General features: G+C 70.3%; 17 protein-coding genes. 11 read left to right on the top strand and 6 right to left on the bottom strand.

All coding sequences use genetic code 11. From position 1 onward, the window contains the following. Nucleotides 1-2: 2 nt before the first annotated feature. Genes QE401_RS11515 through QE401_RS11495 form a run of 5 tightly spaced genes read right to left on the bottom strand, consistent with a single transcriptional unit; the run spans nt 3 to nt 5,233 of the window. The gene (locus QE401_RS11515) at nt 3-1,142 is read right to left on the bottom strand and encodes a mandelate racemase/muconate lactonizing enzyme family protein (protein ID WP_307138341.1); all 1,140 of its coding nucleotides are present in this window, start codon (nt 1,140-1,142) and stop codon (nt 3-5) included. Then, on the bottom strand, nt 1,139-2,314 hold the full coding sequence (locus tag QE401_RS11510; RefSeq protein WP_307138340.1) for a mandelate racemase/muconate lactonizing enzyme family protein: 1,176 nt from the start codon (nt 2,312-2,314) through the stop codon (nt 1,139-1,141). The genes QE401_RS11515 and QE401_RS11510 overlap by 4 nt, the downstream gene beginning before the upstream one ends. After that, complete coding sequence (locus QE401_RS11505) at nt 2,311-3,303, bottom strand: hydroxyacid dehydrogenase (protein ID WP_307138339.1); 993 nt, start codon at nt 3,301-3,303, stop codon at nt 2,311-2,313. The genes QE401_RS11510 and QE401_RS11505 overlap by 4 nt, the downstream gene beginning before the upstream one ends. Before the next feature lie 2 nt (nt 3,304-3,305). Further along, entirely contained in the window at nt 3,306-4,445 is a 1,140-nt protein-coding gene (locus tag QE401_RS11500) for a mandelate racemase/muconate lactonizing enzyme family protein (protein WP_307138338.1), read from the bottom strand. A 38-nt stretch (nt 4,446-4,483) separates the two neighbouring features. Continuing rightward, nucleotides 4,484-5,233, bottom strand: coding sequence for a FadR/GntR family transcriptional regulator (locus tag QE401_RS11495; RefSeq protein ID WP_307138337.1), 750 nt, complete (start codon nt 5,231-5,233; stop codon nt 4,484-4,486). A gap of 74 nt (nt 5,234-5,307) precedes the next feature. Between QE401_RS11495 and QE401_RS11490 the strand changes: the two genes are divergently transcribed. Then, entirely contained in the window at nt 5,308-5,631 is a 324-nt protein-coding gene (locus QE401_RS11490; protein ID WP_307138336.1) for an NIPSNAP family protein, read from the top strand. Nucleotides 5,632-5,659: 28 nt separating this feature from the next. Here QE401_RS11490 and QE401_RS11485 read toward each other — a convergent pair whose 3' ends face one another. Further along, nucleotides 5,660-6,346 carry a GntR family transcriptional regulator gene (locus tag QE401_RS11485; protein ID WP_307138335.1) on the bottom strand — a complete coding sequence of 229 codons (687 nt, stop codon included), beginning with the start codon at nt 6,344-6,346 and terminating at the stop codon, nt 5,660-5,662. A gap of 187 nt (nt 6,347-6,533) precedes the next feature. Between QE401_RS11485 and QE401_RS11480 the strand changes: the two genes are divergently transcribed. The 10 genes from QE401_RS11480 (at nt 6,534) to QE401_RS11435 (ending at nt 16,538) form a co-directional block, all read left to right on the top strand. Further along, nucleotides 6,534-7,535: an aminopeptidase gene (locus tag QE401_RS11480; RefSeq protein ID WP_307138334.1), complete on the top strand. Its 1,002-nt coding sequence runs from the start codon at nt 6,534-6,536 to the stop codon at nt 7,533-7,535. Continuing rightward, nucleotides 7,532-8,305: an enoyl-CoA hydratase/isomerase family protein gene (locus QE401_RS11475; RefSeq protein WP_307138333.1), complete on the top strand. Its 774-nt coding sequence runs from the start codon at nt 7,532-7,534 to the stop codon at nt 8,303-8,305. Before QE401_RS11480 ends, QE401_RS11475 begins: the two co-directional genes overlap by 4 nt. Before the next feature lie 15 nt (nt 8,306-8,320). Further along, complete coding sequence (locus tag QE401_RS11470) at nt 8,321-9,520, top strand: CaiB/BaiF CoA transferase family protein (RefSeq protein WP_307138332.1); 1,200 nt, start codon at nt 8,321-8,323, stop codon at nt 9,518-9,520. A 218-nt stretch (nt 9,521-9,738) separates the two neighbouring features. Then, nucleotides 9,739-10,863, top strand: a complete 1,125-nt coding sequence (locus QE401_RS11465) for an ABC transporter substrate-binding protein (RefSeq protein WP_307138331.1) — start codon at nt 9,739-9,741, stop codon at nt 10,861-10,863. 12 nt (nt 10,864-10,875) lie between these two features. Beyond that, nucleotides 10,876-11,754 carry a branched-chain amino acid ABC transporter permease gene (locus QE401_RS11460; protein WP_307138330.1) on the top strand — a complete coding sequence of 293 codons (879 nt, stop codon included), beginning with the start codon at nt 10,876-10,878 and terminating at the stop codon, nt 11,752-11,754. 7 nt (nt 11,755-11,761) lie between these two features. Further along, nucleotides 11,762-12,661, top strand: a complete 900-nt coding sequence (locus QE401_RS11455; protein WP_307138329.1) for a branched-chain amino acid ABC transporter permease — start codon at nt 11,762-11,764, stop codon at nt 12,659-12,661. 2 nt (nt 12,662-12,663) lie between these two features. After that, nucleotides 12,664-13,425 (top strand): ABC transporter ATP-binding protein, encoded by a 762-nt coding sequence (locus tag QE401_RS11450; RefSeq protein ID WP_307138328.1) that lies wholly within the window; start codon nt 12,664-12,666, stop codon nt 13,423-13,425. Beyond that, the gene (locus QE401_RS11445) at nt 13,422-14,132 is read left to right on the top strand and encodes an ABC transporter ATP-binding protein (protein WP_307138327.1); all 711 of its coding nucleotides are present in this window, start codon (nt 13,422-13,424) and stop codon (nt 14,130-14,132) included. Before QE401_RS11450 ends, QE401_RS11445 begins: the two co-directional genes overlap by 4 nt. Before the next feature lie 11 nt (nt 14,133-14,143). Further along, a complete protein-coding gene (locus QE401_RS11440) occupies nt 14,144-15,475 on the top strand; it encodes an amidase (RefSeq protein WP_307138326.1) in 1,332 nt (443 codons plus the stop codon). Nucleotides 15,476-15,563: 88 nt separating this feature from the next. Continuing rightward, nucleotides 15,564-16,538 (top strand): tripartite tricarboxylate transporter substrate binding protein, encoded by a 975-nt coding sequence (locus QE401_RS11435; RefSeq protein WP_307138325.1) that lies wholly within the window; start codon nt 15,564-15,566, stop codon nt 16,536-16,538. Nucleotides 16,539-16,592: the final 54 nt, after the last annotated feature.

Genomic DNA, 16,592 nt, shown 5'->3' with positions numbered 1-16,592 from the left:
TTTCACACGTAGCCGGGCCCCTCGATGGCGGGGTGGGCAAGCAGCCAATCCTCATCGACCTCGACGCCGATGCCGGGCGCCTCGGGCGGGCGGACGCAGCCATCCGCGCCAATGCGCCAGGGCGTGCTGACCAGCGCGTCGCGGAACAGATTGCCGCGCGAGACGTCGGCCTCGAAGTAGCCGGGATTGTCGATGGCGCAGAGGAAATGGATGCTGGCCGCCTGGTTCAGCCCGGTCATCGAGCTGTGCGGATGCACCGCGATCTTCTGCGCCGAGGCCATGGCGGCGATGCGCAGCGCCTCGGTGATGCCGCCGCATTTCGAGAGGTCCGGCTGCCAGATGCCGATCGCGTCGCTGTCCAGCAGCGGCGCGAATTCGAATCGGGTGAAATGGTTCTCGCCGACGGCGAGCGGCGTGCGGCCGTAGCTGCGCGCCACGCGGTAATCATGCGTGTCATGCGGCGGGAAAGGCTCCTCCAGCCACCCCATCTGCAGCGCATCCATCGCCGGCATCACCCGCCGCACATCGGCCAGGGTGTAGGCGGTGTTGGCATCGGCCAGGATGTCGATGTCGGGGCCGAAAGCCTGGCGCACCGCTTCCATGCGGGAGATGTCATTTGCCACCGTGTCGCCGATGCGCAGCTTCACGGCGCGGTAGCCGGCCTCCAGATGCGGCCGGGCTTCCTCCACCAGCTCCTCCGGTGGCTGGTAGCCCAGCGCCACGCCGCCGGCATAGGCCGGCACGGCGCGCGCGGCGCCGCCCATCAGCCGGTAGAGCGGCAGCCCCGCCGCCTTGCCGCGGATGTCCCACAGCGCCATGTCGAGCCCCGACATGGCCAGCGCGCAGCCCGCGCCCATGCCGTGGCTGGCCAGCTGGCCGCGATAGATCTTCTGCCAGACGCCCACCGTGTCGGTGGCCTCCATGCCGAGCACCAGCCGCTTCAACGTGGTCTGCAGCAAGGCGGCGACGGCGGTGTGGGCGCGGCCGTGATGGCTCTCCCCCCAGCCGATGATGCCGTCATCGGTGGTGACCTTGACCACCACCGCATCCCGCTTCACCGCGCGCCCGACACCGAGCGAGACGCCCGCGCCCTCCGGCACCGGAAACGACGTCGGGAACGCTTCGATGTTCGCGATCTTCATGCCGCGCCTCCTTGTCCGTAGTCGCGCAGGAAGGACTCCCGCACGGTGATGCCGAGGCCCGGGCGTTCGGGGATGTCGACATGCCCGTCCTGCACGGGAAAGCTCTCCTCGATGAGGTCGTGCAGCATCGGGTTGTGGCCGAGCGAGTATTCCAGGATGAAGCCCGCGCTCTGCGTCGCCGCCAGATGCAGCCCCGCCGCGAAGGCCGGCGCGCCGGACCAGAGATGCGGCGCCAGACGGAGATTGTAGGCCGAGGCGATGGCGGAGATGCGCAACCCCTCGGTGATGCCGCCGGCGATGGCGAGATCGGGCTGCATCACATCCACCGCGCGCAGCTCCGCCAGCTCGCGGAAATCATGCCGGGTGAACTCGCTCTCGCCGGCGCTGATCGGCACGGTGGAGCAGCGCCGCACCTCGGCCATGCCCGGCTTGTCATCGGCGCTGCAGGGTTCCTCGAACCAGAACAGGTCGAGATCCTCCACCATGCGGCAGAAGGCGCGCGCCTCGGCCACCGTCCAGGTGCCATGCGCATCGGCCATCAGGCGGATATCGGGGCCCAAAGTCTGGCGCGCCGCGCGCACCCGGGCGGCCGAGGCGGCGGGCGAGCCGTCCATGACACCCACCCGCATCTTCACCGCGCGGAAGCCGGCCTTGTCGCAATAGCCTTGCAGCTGCGCGCCGATCTTCGTCGCATCCGCCCAGCCGCCCGAGGCATAGGCCGGCATGCGCTCCGCGCGCCGCCCGCCCAGCAGCCGCCAGACCGGCACGTTCAGCGATTTGCCGAGAATGTCCCACAGCGCGATGTCGACACCGGCAATGGCGGAGATGGAAAGCCCGCGCCGGCCGAGCTGCGGCAGCCCATGCCCATCGGCGATGGCGTAGCCCTCGCGCGGGGTGTTGTACATCACGTCCCACAGGCGGGAGATGTCGCGCGGATCCTGCCCGACCAGCAGCGGCGCGTAGTCGAGATTGATGATGGCGGCGAGGCCGGCGCAGGCGGCAGCGCTGCCGACGCCCGCCTTGGCCTCGCCCCAGCCGGTCAGGCCGCATTCGGTGTCGATCCGCACGATGACGGAATCGAAGGTGGAGACCAGGCCGAAATCGCTGGTGAAGCGCCGCTCCTCGGGGATCGGCACGCGGCACCAGGTGGCCTGCACGCGGGAGATCTTCATGACAGCACGGGCTCCGCATGGCCGAGCTGCCGTCGCCTTGTGCGCGAGGCCTCCCAGGCTTCGGGATTGACGAGGCTGCGCGGCCGCGCGCCGCGCAGGATGTCGGCGACTGCCTCGGCGGCGCCACGACTCATGCGCTGCACCGCCTCCTGGCTGAGGCCGGCGGCATGCGGCGTCAGCAGCACATTGGGCAGGCCGCGCAGCGGGTGATCGGCGGCCAGCGGCTGCACCGGATAGACATCCGGCGCGGCGCCGCCGATGCGGCCCTCGCGCAGCGCGTCGATCAGCGCTGCCTCCTGCACCACGGCGCCGCGCGCCAGGTTCAGCAGCCAGGCGCCAGGTTTCATCCGCGCCAGCAGATCGGCCGAGACCAGGCCGCGCGTCGCCTCGGTCAGCGGGCACGCCAGAACGATGAAGTCGCTTTCGGAAAACAGCGCCTCCAGCGATGCGTAATCCACGCCCGGCGGCAGCGCGTCACGGTCGCGGCGATGGCCCAGCACCCGCATGCGGAAACCGGTGCCGGCGATCTCCGCCAGGCGCTGCCCCACCGCGCCGACACCGACGATGCCCAGCGTCCGGCCGCGCAGCTCGAAGGCGCGGGCGGTGTGGGCGCGGGCGATGTCCCAGCCCTCCGCCAGCAGGGCGCGGTGCATGGTCTCGATCCGCCTGGCGATGGCCAGCATCTGGCCGATGGCGAATTCGGCGACGGAATCCGCATTGGCGCCCGGCACATTGGCCACCAGCACGCCATGCGCCGTGCAGTCGGGGATCGGGATCATGTCGACCCCCACCCCCTGGCGCACCGCGGCCAGCAGGCGCGGCGCGCGGGCGCAGAGATCGTCCGGTAGCTGCCGGCGCACGATGACGGCCTCGGCCCGCGCCAGCAGCGCGTCCAGCCCGCCGGGCGCGGCGAGTTCGACCTCATGCCCGGCCTGGCGCAGCACCGCCTCGCCCACGGGGTCGATCGGGTCGGTCAGGGCGACCAGCATGCTCAGGCCACCTTGTATTGCGCGAGCACGGCGCGATCGACCTCAATGCCGAGGCCCGGCCCCTCCGGCACGCGCACGATGCCGCGCTGCTGCACGATCGGCTCCTTCGCCAGATGGTCGCGTAGCGGGTTCGGCGTCTGCTCGAATTCCAGCATGGGCGGCATCGGGCGGAAGGCGGGCGGGGTGTCGGGCAGGGCGGCCAGGAACTGCACCGTGGCGGCCAGGCCGATGGCCGAACCCCAGGCATGCGGCACGCATTCCACGCCATGCGCCGAGGCCATGGCGGCGATCTTGCGGCATTCGCTGATGCCGCCGGCGGCGCAGACATCGGGCTGCACGATGTCCATCGCCTTGCGCGCGATGACATCCCGGAAACCCCAGCGGGTGAAATCATTCTCGCCGCCGGCGACGGCCATGTCGAGCGCGCGCGTCACCTCGACATAGCCATCATGGTCCTCGGGGCTGATCGGCTCCTCGAACCAGAGCAGGTCCAGCTCCTCCATGGCGCGGCCGAGGCGGATGGCCTGCGGCACGGTGAAGCAGTGATTGGCGTCGACGGCGAGCCTGATGTCCGGCCCGATCGCCTTGCGCACCGCCGCCACGCGCCGCAGATCGAGCTTCGGGTCGCCGAGCCCGATCTTCATCTTGATGGCGCGAAAACCCTGGGCGGCGTATTCCTCCGCCTCCTCCACCGCTTCCTCGACCAGCCGGTCCATGTCGATGAAGTAGAGGCCGGTGGCATAGGCCTGCACCTCGCTGCGATGCGCGCCGCCGATCAGCTTATGGATCGGCTTGCCCACGGCGCGGCCGATGATGTCCCACAGCGCGATGTCGATGCCCGACAGCGCGGCGATGGTCATGCCGGTCAGGCCGTAATCCTTGATGCGGTTGTAGAGGTCCTCCCAGACCACCTCGACATCGAAGGGATCGCGGCCGATCACGCGGTTGCGGTACTGCGTCTCGATGATGGTCTTGTTCACCGCGGCCGGGCCGTAGCATTCGCCCCAGCCGGTGATGCCTTCATCCGTCGTGATCTCGACGATGCAGGAGGCGCGGGTGGTGTAGAGCCAGCCGCGCGCCGAGGTGAAGGGCTGTTCCACCTTGCTCTGCAGCACATGGCAGGTGATGTCGGTGATCTTCATTCTTGTGTGTTTCCTCCCCGTGGCGCCGCGCGGCGCGGTCATTCCTCGCGCGTGCGGCGCTCCAGCAATTCGAGCCAGTAGCTTTCGACGCCGCGCAGATGCCCGCCCATGGCGGCCTCGGCGCGGTCCGGGTCGCCGGCCGCCACGGCGTCGCGCATCGCCACATGCTGGGCGTGCGACAGCGGCGCGCGCTGCCCATCGGCGAAATAGGCGCGGCGGCGGTTGCGCGACATCAGGTAGAAGGCGTGCACGACGCGCAGGAAAACGTGGTTGCCCGTGGCTTCCACCATGGCCAGGTGGAAGGCCGCGTCGTAATCGGCCAGCTGCGCGCCATCGCCGGCGGCGACCGCCGCCTCGCCCGAGGTCAGGATGGCATCCAGGCGCTGGATGTCCTCGGCATGGCGGCGCTCGGCGGCCAGGCGCATCGCCTGCATCTCCAGGATGCGGCGCAGCTCCACCACCTCGCGCACCTCGGCGCCGGTCAGCGGGATGCCGAGCTCGGCCTGCAGCACGATGGCCTCGATCGAGCCCTGCTTCTCGACGGCGCGCAGATAGATGCCGGAATTCGGCCGGCGCTCCACCATGCGCAGCGTCTCCAGCACCACCAGCGCCTCGCGCAGCGCGCCGCGGCCGACGCCGAAGCGCTCGGCCAGGTCGCGCTCGCCCGGCAGCCGGTCGCCCGGGCGCAGCCGGTGATACTCGATGAAGCCCAGCAGGCGGCCGAGCAGGGTGGCGCGCTCATCGGGCGGCGGCGTGGGCAGGCTTTGACTCGTGGCGGAACTGGACATACCAAATTGGTACGACCAGTCTGGCCGGACCGCAAGGGGCCGATGCCGGCAAAACCCAGTGAAGGAGACGGGGCATGATCGTCGAGGAGCGCATCTACACGCTGCAGCCAGGCCAGGCGGGGGCGTATCTCGCCGCCTATGAGGCCGAGGGGCTGGCCATCCAGAAGCCCATCCTGGGGCGGATGATCGGCTACTACTCCACCGAGTTCGGCCCGCTGAACCAGGTGATCCATCTCTGGGCCTATGAGGACCTGGCCGAGCGCACCGAGCGCCGCGCGAAGCTGCTGGCCGACCCGGCCTGGCGCGCCTATGCCGCCAAGGTGCGCCCGATGGTGCTGACGCAGGAGAACAAGCTGCTGCTGCCGGCGCCCTTCATGACGCCGATCTGGCAGGAATAGGGGAGGGCGCCGCAGCGCCCCCATCCCTTCAGATGACGTAGTCCTTGTAGCGGGCCATGAAGTCGCGCGCGCTGCGGTTCAGCTGGCGGAAGGCGAGCTCGGCGCCATCGGCGTCGCCGCGCAGGATGGCGTCCAGCACCTGGCGGTACTGGCCCATGCCGGTCTGCGCCCGGCCGGGCAGCAGCGCCACGCGGCGCATGGTGGTGCGGGTGCGGTCATAGAGCCGCTCCAGCATGTCGGCCAGCACCGGGTTGCGCGCCATCGCCGTCAGATGGCTGCGGAACCGCTCGATGATGGCGATATGCGTCTCGATATCGCCGGAGGCCAGGCTGCGCTCGAAGGGCTCGCCCATCAGCGCGGCCAGCTCGGTCCAGTCCTCGGGGCGGGAATTCTGGATGGCCAGCCGCACCGCCAGCCCGTCCAGCGCCTCGCGCACCTCGTACAAGGCGTGGGTGGTCTCCATGTCGATGATGCAGGCGGTGGCGCCCTTGTTCGGGATGCGCTCGACCAGCCCGCGATCCTCCAGCACCGCCAGCGCCTCGCGCGCCTTGGCGCGCGGCACGTCATAGTCGCTGGAGACCGCCTCTTCCTGGATGCGCGCGCCCGGCTGGATCAGGCGGGAGGCGATGCGCTCCCGCATATCCTGGACGATCGCCTCGGTCGAGGCGGTGGAGCGGCGGCCGGCCCGCTCGGTCGGGGTCCCGCTATCCGGCAAGATCAGCTCCTCATGCTGGCGTTGCGGCCAGCCTAGCGCATCGTCCGGCGGCCGCCCAGAGTCTTGTCACCATCATTGTACACAATCTTGTAAAAAAGATTGTCGAATCTGGTAGACGCAATGACGAAAGCTCCCTTACGCTCCCTTCATGAACACGAAGGCGGCGAGCGCCACAGGGGAGATCCGGATGCGTGAAGGGAAGGGGCCCGGGGTCGAGGCCCGCCGCCTCGCCAATGCCCGCAAGGTGGTGTCGCTGCTGGGCGCGGCGCGCCCGGGCATGAACATCCTGCTGCTGCACGACCAGCACACCCACGCCAACCTGCCGCCGCTGCTGGCCGCGATCGACGCGGCCGGCGCCGTGGCGCACCGGCTGGAGATCCAGGGTTCCGCCGCGCATGGCCGGCCGTTTTCCGAGATCGTCGCCGCCGCCATGGCGGCCTCCGACCTCGTCATCGCCCTGACCCGCGCCAACGCGGCGCATACCGAGGCGCGGCAGCGCGCCACCCGCGCCGGTGTCGGCGTCATCTGCCTGCCGGAATCGGATGGCGAGGATTTCTTCCTGGCGCCCGGCTGGGAGGCGGATTTCGTGGCGCTGCGGCCGCGCATCCAGGGGCTGGCCGATGCCTTCACCGCCGCGCGCACGGCGCGGGTGCGCAGCGCCGGCGGCACCGATATCAGCATGAGCATCGCGGGGCGGCGCGGCCGCGCTTTGCACGGCTTCGCCAACACCACCGACATCTCCGCCGGCTATTGCCTGGAATCCAGCCTGGCGCCGGTCGAGGGCACGGCGGAGGGCGTCATCATGGTCAATGCCAGCATCCCCGGCATCGGCCTGATCCAGGAGGAGCCCGTGCGCATCGTCTATGAGCGCGGCCTGGCCGTCGCCATTGAGGGCGGCGCCGAGGCGCGCCGCTTCCGCGAGCTGCTGGCGGGCTTCAACGATCCCGGCGTCTACAATCTCGGCGAGCTCGGCGTCGGCATGAACCCCTGCTGCACGCTGGACGGCACCATGTTGTCGGATGAGAGCGTCTATGGCTCGATCCAGCTGGCGCTCGGCACCAGCGCCTATATCGGCGGCACGGTGAAGGCGGCGGCGCATTACGACACCATCGTCACCGAGGCTGTGCTGGAGCTGGATGGCCGCGAAGTGCTGCGCGGCACCGAGCTGCTGCTGGAGCCCGTCGCATGAGCCTGCGCCTGCAGCGCGAAGAGGGCGGCATCGCCCTCGTCACCATGGACCGGCCGGCCAAGCGCAACGCCTTCACCCTGGAGATGTACCGGGCGCTCGGCGACTTCTTTTCTGAGCTGGACGCGGATGATGCGGTGCGCTGCGTGGTGCTGGCGGGCGCCGGCGGGCATTTCTGCGCCGGCAGCGACATCGGCGATTTCGACAGCAACCGCGACGATGTGGCGCAGGCGCGCGACTATGCCGATTTCACCCTGTCGATGACCGACCGGCTGAAATTCTGCCGCCACCCGACCATCGCCGCCATCGAGGGTGTCTGCGTCGGCGGCGGGCTGGAGATGGCGGCGCTGTGCGATCTGCGCCTGGGCGCCGCCGGCAGCCGCTACGGCATCCCGATCAACCGCATCGCCATGACGGTGGATCATCGCGAGCTGGTCGACCTGATCGAGGTGATCGGCCACCGCGCCACGCTGGAGATCCTGGTGGAGGGCCGCATCTTCGGGCCGGAGGAGGCGCTGGCCAAGGGGCTGCTGACCCGCATCGTGCCGGAGGGCGGCGCGCTGGACGCGGCGCTGGAGGCCGCGCGCCGCATCGCCGGCACCGCGCCGCTGTCGAACCGCCTGCACAAGAAATTCATCCGTCGCCTGCGCGATCCGGCGCCGTTGACGGAGGCCGAGCGGGACGAGGCCTATGCCTGTTTCGGCACCGAGGATTACCGCATCGGCCGCGCCGCCTTCCTGCGCAAGGAACGGCCGGGTTTCGTGGGCCGCTGAGAGATGGAGACGAGCATGAACCGCGCCGCGCCGCCGCTGGAGGGCCTCAAGGTGCTGGATCTGTCGCAGATCATGGCCGGGCCCTTCTGCACCATGATCCTGGCCGATCTCGGCGCCGAGGTGATCAAGGTCGAGAAGCCGCGCACCGGCGATGATTCGCGCGAGATGGGGCCGTATGTGAACGGCGAATCCACCTGCTTCGCGCAGATCAACCGCAACAAGTCGGGCATCGTGCTCGACCTGAAGGATGCGGAGGCGCGCGAGATCCTCTACGACCTGGCGCGCTGGGCGGATGTGGTGGTGGAGAATTACCGCGTCGGCGTCACGCGCAACCTGAAGGTCGATTACGAGACGCTGCGCGCGATCAACCCGCGGCTGATCTACTGCTCGATCTCCGGCTATGGCCAGACCGGGCCCTATGCCAACAAGGGCGGCTTCGACCTGGTGGCGCAGGGCATGACCGGCATCATGAGCATGACCGGCGAGCCCGGCGGCCGGCCGCTGCGCTCCGGCATCGCCATCTATGATGTCGGCACCGGGCTCACCGCCGCCTATGCCATCCTGGCCGCGCATGTGGCGCAGCTGAAGACCGGGCGGGGGCAGCATATCGACCTGGCGCTGGCCGAATGCGGCCTGCCCTGGTTCGTCTGGGAGGCGGCGGCCTATTTCACCGATGGCAGCGTGGCGCGCGGCAGCGGCAGCCGCCACCGTGTCTCCGCCCCCTACCAGGCCTTCCGCACCGGGGAGGGCTACATCATGGTCGGCGCCGCCAACCAGCGCACCTGGGAAAGGCTGTGCCGCGACGTGATCGGCCGGCCCGATCTGATCGAGGACCGGCGCTTCGCCAGCAATGCCGACCGCCTGGCCAATGTCGACGCGCTGGAAACGCTACTGGAAGATATCTTCGCCGGCGCCTCCGCCGCCGAATGGGTGCAGCGCTGCGAGGAAGCCGGCGTGCCCTGCGGCCCGATCAATGATTTCGACCAGGCGATGCGCGACCCGCACTACCTCGCCCGCGGCATGGTGCAGGAGGTCGAGCACCCGGCCATCGGGCCCATGCGCATGCTCGGCATCCCGACGCATTTCTCGGAGACGCCGGCCAGCATCCGCCGCCCCGCGCCGCTGCTCGGCCAGGACACGGAGGCGGTGCTCGGCCGCCTCGGCGTGCCGCCGGAGCGGCTCGCGGCGCTGAAGGCGCGCGGCGCCATCGCCTGAGACGGACATCCCGGAACCGCCCGGAACGAGGCGGCCGGACAGGGACACCAGTCGCTGCTGTCGTTCGCCCCGGGGAGGGGCTGAGAGGGAGACATCCATGCTGAACACCATCCGCATCGGCCGTCGCGGCTTGCTGGCGGCCTCGGCGCTGGGCGGGGCTCGCCGCGCCCGCGCTCTCGGGCCGGCCGGCTGCGGCGCAGGCGGCACGCAGCTTCCGCGTGGGCTCGCTGAACTCGATCACCGGCACCGGCGGCACCTATGGCTCCGGCATGCTGGAGGCGATCAAGCTCGGCATCGCCGAGGTGAACGAGGCCGGCGGCGCCGCCGGCCGCCGCTTCGAGCTCTTCGCCGAGGATGACCAGACCCGCCCCGACGCCGCCGTGCTGGCCGCCAAGAAGCTGGTCGACATCAACCGCGTCGATTGCGTCATCGGCATCTGGTCCTCGGCCGTCGCGCTGGCGACGCGGCCGATCACCAATGCGGCGAGGATCATCTCCTGCAACACCTGCGGCTCGCCCGAGCTGCTGTCGGAGGATCCGAACGACCTGGTCTGGAAGTACCAGGCTTCGAATTCGGTCTTTGCCCTGGCCTTCTCGGAGATCGCGCGGCGGCGGGGCTTCAGGCGCCCGGCGGTGATGTCCTTCAACAACTCCACCTTCGTGGGCCTCGGCAACCATTTCCGGCAGGATTGGGAAGCCAAGGGCGGGCGCATCGCCGCCTCGGTGGTGTATGAGCCGAACCAGACCAGCTACCGCACCGAGCTGAACCGCATCCTGGCGGCCAACCCCGATGTGGTGGTGCTGAATTCCTACACGCCGGACGCCACCATCATCCTGCGCGAATGGTACCAGTCCGGCCAGGATTGCGCCTTCATCATGCCCGGCTGGTCGGCCAGTGAGGAGCTGATCCGCGCCCTCGGCCCACGCGTGACGGAGGGCATCCTCTCCATCTCCAACGTCGTGGCCGATGGCCACCACGCCTATGCCAGCCTGGCCGAGCGCTTCCGCCGCGTGCGCAACCACGACCCCGACATCTTCGCGGCCGAATGCTACGACATGGTCATCTCGCTGGCACTCGCCGTGGAGAAGCTCGGGCCGCAGGCCGACGGCCCGGCGATCGACCGCGCGATGCGCGAGATCACCAACGCGCCGGGCGAGAAGGTGCACAGCTTCGCCGATGGCAAGCGCCTGCTGGCGGAGGGCAGGACCATCGACCTCGAGGGTGCCTCCTCCTCGCTGCATTTCGGCCGCTTCCGGGAGACCATCCCCGATTTCGGCATCTTCGAGATCCGCGGCGGCCGTCTGGTCCGCAAGGATGTCCTCCAGGGCGGCCTCTTCGCGTAAGGAATTCGGCTGATGCTGGATGCGATCCCGCTCATCAATGCGGTGATCAACGGCGTGGTGGTGGGGCTGCTGCTGGCCCTGCCGGCGCTGGCCATCACCATGGTCTATGGCATTGGCCGCTTCGCCAATGCCGCCACCGGCGACTACATGACCTTCGGCGCCTATGCCGCGGTCGCGTCGCAATTCGTGCTGGGCGGATCGCTGCTCCTCAGCGGGCTGGTGGCGATGCTGGCCACCGCCGCCGTGTCGCTGTTCTTCTATGCCTGGGTGTTCCGCGCGCTGGCCCGGCGTTCGCATGTCGAATGCCTGATCGCCTCGGTGGGCGTGGCTTTCGCGCTGCGCAGCAGCATCACCTTCTTCGTGGGCCAGGGCCAGTTCCATATCGAGACGCCGCTGGTGCGCGCCTGGAACTTCAATGGCATCCGCATCCTGCCCACCGATGTCTGGATCGTCGCCACCGCCCTGGCGGCGCTGGCGCTGGTCTTCCTGCTGCTGCACGCGACGCCGATGGGCCGGCGCATGCGCGCCGTGGCCGATGACCCGGATCTCGCCCGCGTCAGCGGCATCAGCCGCCGCCAGGTGATGCTCCTGCTCTGGACGCTGGTCGGCGCCTTCTCGGGCCTGGGCGGGCTGCTGCTCGGCATCAAGGCGGTGGTGATCCCGGAGCTGGGCTGGGAGCTGCTGCTGCCCATGTTCGCCTCCGTCATCCTGGGCGGCATCGGCAATCCGCTGGGCGCCGTGGCCGGCATGCTGATCTTCGGCATCTCGCAGGAGGTCGCCAACCATTTCGTCGGGCCGGCCTACAAGATCGTGCTGGCCTTCCTCGTTCTCCTGCTCGTCCTGCTGCTGCGGCCGCAGGGCCTGCTCGGCGCGCGCAGCGCGGTGCGGTGAGGCTGCCATGGAAGAGATCCTCGCCTATTCCCTCGCCATCTCCATCACCATCGGCATCTATCTGCTGCTGGCCGGCGGGCTGTCGCTGCAATACGGCTTCACCGGGCTGATCAATTTCGGCCATGTCGGCTTCTTCGCCATCGGCGCTTATGGCTCGGCGCTGCTGGCGATGCAGGGCGTGCCGATCCTGCTGTCGATGCTGGCGGCGACCGCGCTCGCCGCCCTCTCGGCCTGGCCGCTCGGCGCCGTGGCGCTGCGGCTCAGCGGGCATTACCTCGCCATCGTCACGCTCGGCTTCTCGGAGAGCGTGCGCATGGTGCTGCAGAAGGAGGAATGGCTGACCCGCGGCGTGCACGGCCTGCCCGGCATCCCGCGCCTGTTCGGCGAATGGGGCGGGCGCCAGGCCGATTGGTGGATCCTGGCCAGCCTCGCCATCGTCGTGCCGCTGGCCTTCTGGGGCATCCGCCGCATCATCGCCAGCCCCTTCGGCCGCGCCATCACCGCCATCCGCGACAATGAGGTGGCGGTGCAGGCCCTGGGCAAGGATCCGGCCTCCTTCAAGACGCGCTCGCTGATGGTGGGCGCCGGGCTGGCCGGTCTCGCCGGGGCCTTCCAGGCGCATTTCCTCACCTTCATCGGCCCCGAGCAATATGTGCCGCTGATCACCTTCTATGTCTGGATCGCCATCATCATGGGCGGCGTCGGGCGGCTCTCCGGCGTGGTGGCCGGCACGGTGCTGCTGATGGGCTTCCTCGAGGGCTCGCGCTTCATGGGCGGCGTCATCCCCGGCGTCAGCGAGGTGCAGATGGCCAGCCTGCGCATCTGGGTGATCGGTGTCGGGTTGGTCTGCACCATCCTCTATTTCCCGAACGGCCTCCTGCAACGCGGCAAGCCGAGGAGCCTGTGAGCATGGCGCTGCTTTCCACCCAGGGCGTCACGCTGAGCTTCGGCGGGCTCAGGGCGCTGGACGATGTCTCGGTCTCGGTCGAGCAGGGCGATCTGCTCGGCATCATCGGCACCAATGGCGCCGGCAAGAGCACGCTGTTCAGCGCCATCACCGGCCATATCCGCCCCGATGCCGGCAGCATCCGGCTGCAGGGGGAGGAGATCGGCGCGCTTCCCGTGCATCACCGGGTGCGGCGCGGCCTGGCGCGCACCTTCCAGGTGCCGCGCGAATTCGGCCACATGACCGTCTTCGACAACATGATGACGGCGGCGCCGGCGCAGGCCGGGGAGCGGCTGGCCAATCTGCTGCTGCGCCCCGCCCAGGTGAAGCGCGAGGAGGCGGAGATCGCCGAGCGCGCCCGCGAGCTGCTGGCCTTCCTCAACCTCACCCGCGTGGCGGGTGAGATGGCGGGGCGGCTCTCCGGCGGCCAGAAGAAGCTGCTGGAGCTGGGCCGGCTGCTGATGCTGCAGCCCAGCTGCCTCCTGCTCGACGAGCCCTTCGCCGGCGTCAATCCCGTGCTGGTGGGCGAGATCGCCGGCAAGGTCGCCGAGCTGAACGCGCGCGGCATGACCGTCGTGATCATCGAGCACAATCTGGACGAGCTCGCCCGGCTGGCGCGGCGCTTCTACGTGATGGATCGCGGCCGCGTCATCGCCGAGGGCACGCCGGATGCCGTGCTCGAGGATGCGCGGGTGCGCGAGGCCTATATGGGAGGTGTGGCATGAGCCTGCTCCGCCTGGAGAACATCGCCGGCGGCTATGGCGAGGTCGACATCGTCACCGGCATCGACATGCATGTCGATGCGGGGGAGATCGTCACCATCGCCGGCACCAATGGCGCCGGCAAATCCACCCTGATCAAGGCGGTGATGGGCATGCTGCCGCGGCTGTCCGGCGAGATCCGCTTCGAGCGGCAGGATCTGCGCCGCATGCCGGTGGAGGGGCGGATCCGCGCCGGCATCGCCTATGTGCCGCAGGTGCGCAATGTCTTCGGCGGCCTCACCGTGCTGGAGAATCTCCAGGTCGTCGAATGCGCCGCGCCGGGGCGGCTGGAGGCGATGCTGGAGCTGTTTCCGGCGCTGGCCGCGCGGCGCCGCACCGCCGCCGGCAGCCTCTCGGGCGGCGAGCGGCAGCAGCTGGCCTTCGCCCGCGCGCTGATCTCGGCGCCGCGCCTGATCCTGCTCGACGAGCCCTCCGCCGCGCTGTCGCCCGCGCTGACCGAGCAGGTCTTCGCCGAGGTGCGCAAGCTGCCTGGGCTCGGCGTCTCCGTGCTGATGGTGGAGCAGCGCGCCCGGCAGGCGCTGGCCCTCAGCGATCGCGGCTACATCCTGGACCAGGGGCGGGTGGTGCTGGCCGATACCGGCGCCGCCCTGCTGGCGAATGAACGCATGGCCGATCTCTATATCGGCCGCGCCGGCGCCACCCACCGCTAGAGGACGAGACCATGGACATCGCCCCTCCCGCCCGGCGCCCGGCGCCTTCCGATCTCACCCGGCTGACCGCGGCGGATGGCATCCGCGCCCTGCGGGCCGGCCGCCTGCGCAGCGAGGCCTGGGTGGAAGCCTGCCTGGAGCGCATCGCCGCGCGCGACGACACGGTGCGCGCCTGGGTGCATGTCGCCGCCGATGCCGCGCTGGCCCGCGCCCGCGCGGTGGACCGCGACGGCCCCCAGGCGCTGTTCGACGGCGTGCCGCTCGGCCTGAAGGACACGATCGACACCGCCGACATGCCGACCGAATGGGGCGAGCCGGAGATTTTTCCGGGCCGCCAGCCGGTGCAGGACGCGCCGGTGGTCGCCATGGCGCGGCGGCTGGGCTTCGCCATCCTCGGCAAGAACACCGTCTCCCGCCACGCCATCATGCTGCCCGGGCCCTGCCGCAACCCGCATGACCCGACGCGCAGCCCGGCCGCCTCCTCGGCCGGCTCCGGCGCGGCGGTGGCGGATTTCATGACGCCGATCTCGATCGGCACGCAGACGGCGGGCTCCATCCTGCGGCCGGCCTCCTTCAGCGGCGCGGTGGGTTTCAAGCCGACGCTGGACGCCATCCCCTATGTCGGCATCCGCACCTATTCCCGGCCGCTCGACGTGATCGGGCCGCTGACCCGCTCGGTCGAGGATGCGATGCTGTTCATGCGCGGCTTCACCGGCGATCCGCGCTTCGATGTGGAGGCGGCGATGCCGGGCCGGCTGCGCATCGGCGTCTGGCGCCCCGCCGCCCTGGCCGGGGCCGAGCCCTTCATGCAGGACTTCTTCGAGCGCCAGCTGCGGCGCCTGGCCAATGCCGGCTTCGCCGTCGCGCCGCTCGACATGCCTGCGGGCTTCGAGCGCATCGGCGCCGAGCAGGACGTCATCATGGCCTATGACCTGGCCCGCGAATACGACGCGATCCGCCGGAACCACCCGGAGAAATGCGACCAGGCGCTGCTCGACTATCTCGCGCTGGGCGACACCTATTCGGCCGCCGACTACGCCGCGGCGCTGGATGCGGCGGATCAGTGCCGGCGGCTCTTCCTCGATGCGGCGCGGGATGTGGACCTGCTGGTGATGCCGGCGACGCTGGGCGAGGCGACACCGGTCGCCGACACCGGCAGCTCCGTCTTCATCCGCATCTGGTCGCTGCTGCACAACCCCTCGCTGAGCCTGCCGGTGGAGCGCGGCCCGAACAATTTGCCGGTGGCGCTGCAGCTGGTCGGTTTCCGCGGTGAGGATGCGCGTTTCCTGCAGGCCGCCCGCCGGGTCGAGGCGGTGCTGGGCAACCGCGCCGGGGAGGTCTGAGGCCAGGCGGGGGCAGGGCAGGGGGGATGCGCTTGCCCCGGGGGGGCGGCCTGCCTATGCAGCCCGCGACATTCCGGAGGAACGCCAAATGACCCTGTCCCGCCGCGCCGCCCTGGCGCTGCCCGCCCTGCTGGCCGGCACCGCTGCCCGCGCCGCCGACCCCGCCTGGCCCGCCCGCCCGGTGCGGCTGGTGATTCCCTTCCCGCCGGGCCAGGCCACCGACACCATGCTGCGCCTGGTCGCCGATGAGCTGTCGCGCCGCTGGCCGCAGCGCGTGGTGGTGGAGAACCGCTCCGGCGGCGCCGGCGTGGTCGGCACCGATGCCGCCGCCCGCTCGGCGCCGGATGGTTACACGCTGGCGGCGTCGACCAGCGGCACGCATGGCATCAATCCCAGCGTCATCGCCAGCCTGCCCTATGACGCGGAGAAGGATTTCGCCTACATCACCACGGTCTTCACCGTGCCGCTGATGATCGTGGCGCATCCTTCCTTCGCGCCGAACAGTGTCGGGGAGCTGATCGCCGCCGCCCGCCAGGCGCCGGGGACCATCAACTATGGCAGCGGCGGGCCCGGCACCTCGCAGCACATGGCGGCGGAGATGTTCGCGCACCAGGCCGGCATCCGCCTGACCCACATCCCCTATCGTGGCAGCGGCCCGGCGGTGGCGGACCTGCTGGGCGGCAACATCCCGATGATGTTCGACAGTGTCGCCAGCGCCCTGCCGCATGTGCAGGCCGGCCGCATCAAGGCGCTGGGCGTCACCTCCATCGCCCGCGCGATGCAGCTGCCGCAGGTGCCGGCCATCGCCGAGACCCTGCCGGGCTATGAGGCGATCGGCTGGGCCGGCCTCTGCGCCCCTACCGGCACGCCGGAGCCGGTGCTGCGCAAGGTGAATGAGGACGTCACCGCCCTGCTGCGCGATCCGGGTTTCGCCGCGCGCATGGTGCAGCTGGGCGGCACCCCGGCGCCGCAGAGCCTGGAGGAGGCGGGCGCCTTCGTCAGCGCCGAGATCGCCAAATGGCGCGCCGTGGCCCGCAATGCCGGCGTCCGGCTGGAAAACTGAAGGCGGGTGCAGGGGGACCCTGTCCCCCTGCTGGGGGAGTTTGAGGGGGCAAAG

It is taken from the genome of Pseudoroseomonas cervicalis (assembly GCF_030818485.1).
Lineage (GTDB): Bacteria > Pseudomonadota > Alphaproteobacteria > Acetobacterales > Acetobacteraceae > Pseudoroseomonas > Pseudoroseomonas cervicalis_A.
This window is presented reverse-complemented; position numbering and strand designations above follow the sequence as displayed.

Excerpts from the sequence above, each read along its gene's own strand:
- QE401_RS11505 (WP_307138339.1), bottom strand. The coding sequence starts at position 3,303 with ATGCTGGTCGCCCTGACCGACCCGATCGACCCCGTGGGCGAGGCGGTG.
- QE401_RS11495 (WP_307138337.1), bottom strand. The coding sequence starts at position 5,233 with ATGTCCAGTTCCGCCACGAGTCAAAGCCTGCCCACGCCGCCGCCCGAT.
- QE401_RS11440 (WP_307138326.1), top strand. The coding sequence starts at position 14,144 with ATGGACATCGCCCCTCCCGCCCGGCGCCCGGCGCCTTCCGATCTCACC.
- QE401_RS11460 (WP_307138330.1), top strand. The coding sequence starts at position 10,876 with ATGCTGGATGCGATCCCGCTCATCAATGCGGTGATCAACGGCGTGGTG.
- QE401_RS11450 (WP_307138328.1), top strand. The coding sequence starts at position 12,664 with ATGGCGCTGCTTTCCACCCAGGGCGTCACGCTGAGCTTCGGCGGGCTC.
- QE401_RS11475 (WP_307138333.1), top strand. The coding sequence starts at position 7,532 with ATGAGCCTGCGCCTGCAGCGCGAAGAGGGCGGCATCGCCCTCGTCACC.
- QE401_RS11480 (WP_307138334.1), top strand. The coding sequence starts at position 6,534 with ATGCGTGAAGGGAAGGGGCCCGGGGTCGAGGCCCGCCGCCTCGCCAAT.
- QE401_RS11470 (WP_307138332.1), top strand. The coding sequence starts at position 8,321 with ATGAACCGCGCCGCGCCGCCGCTGGAGGGCCTCAAGGTGCTGGATCTG.
- QE401_RS11445 (WP_307138327.1), top strand. The coding sequence starts at position 13,422 with ATGAGCCTGCTCCGCCTGGAGAACATCGCCGGCGGCTATGGCGAGGTC.
- QE401_RS11435 (WP_307138325.1), top strand. The coding sequence starts at position 15,564 with ATGACCCTGTCCCGCCGCGCCGCCCTGGCGCTGCCCGCCCTGCTGGCC.
- QE401_RS11510 (WP_307138340.1), bottom strand. The coding sequence starts at position 2,314 with ATGAAGATCTCCCGCGTGCAGGCCACCTGGTGCCGCGTGCCGATCCCC.
- QE401_RS11515 (WP_307138341.1), bottom strand. The coding sequence starts at position 1,142 with ATGAAGATCGCGAACATCGAAGCGTTCCCGACGTCGTTTCCGGTGCCG.
- QE401_RS11500 (WP_307138338.1), bottom strand. The coding sequence starts at position 4,445 with ATGAAGATCACCGACATCACCTGCCATGTGCTGCAGAGCAAGGTGGAA.
- QE401_RS11490 (WP_307138336.1), top strand. The coding sequence starts at position 5,308 with ATGATCGTCGAGGAGCGCATCTACACGCTGCAGCCAGGCCAGGCGGGG.
- QE401_RS11455 (WP_307138329.1), top strand. The coding sequence starts at position 11,762 with ATGGAAGAGATCCTCGCCTATTCCCTCGCCATCTCCATCACCATCGGC.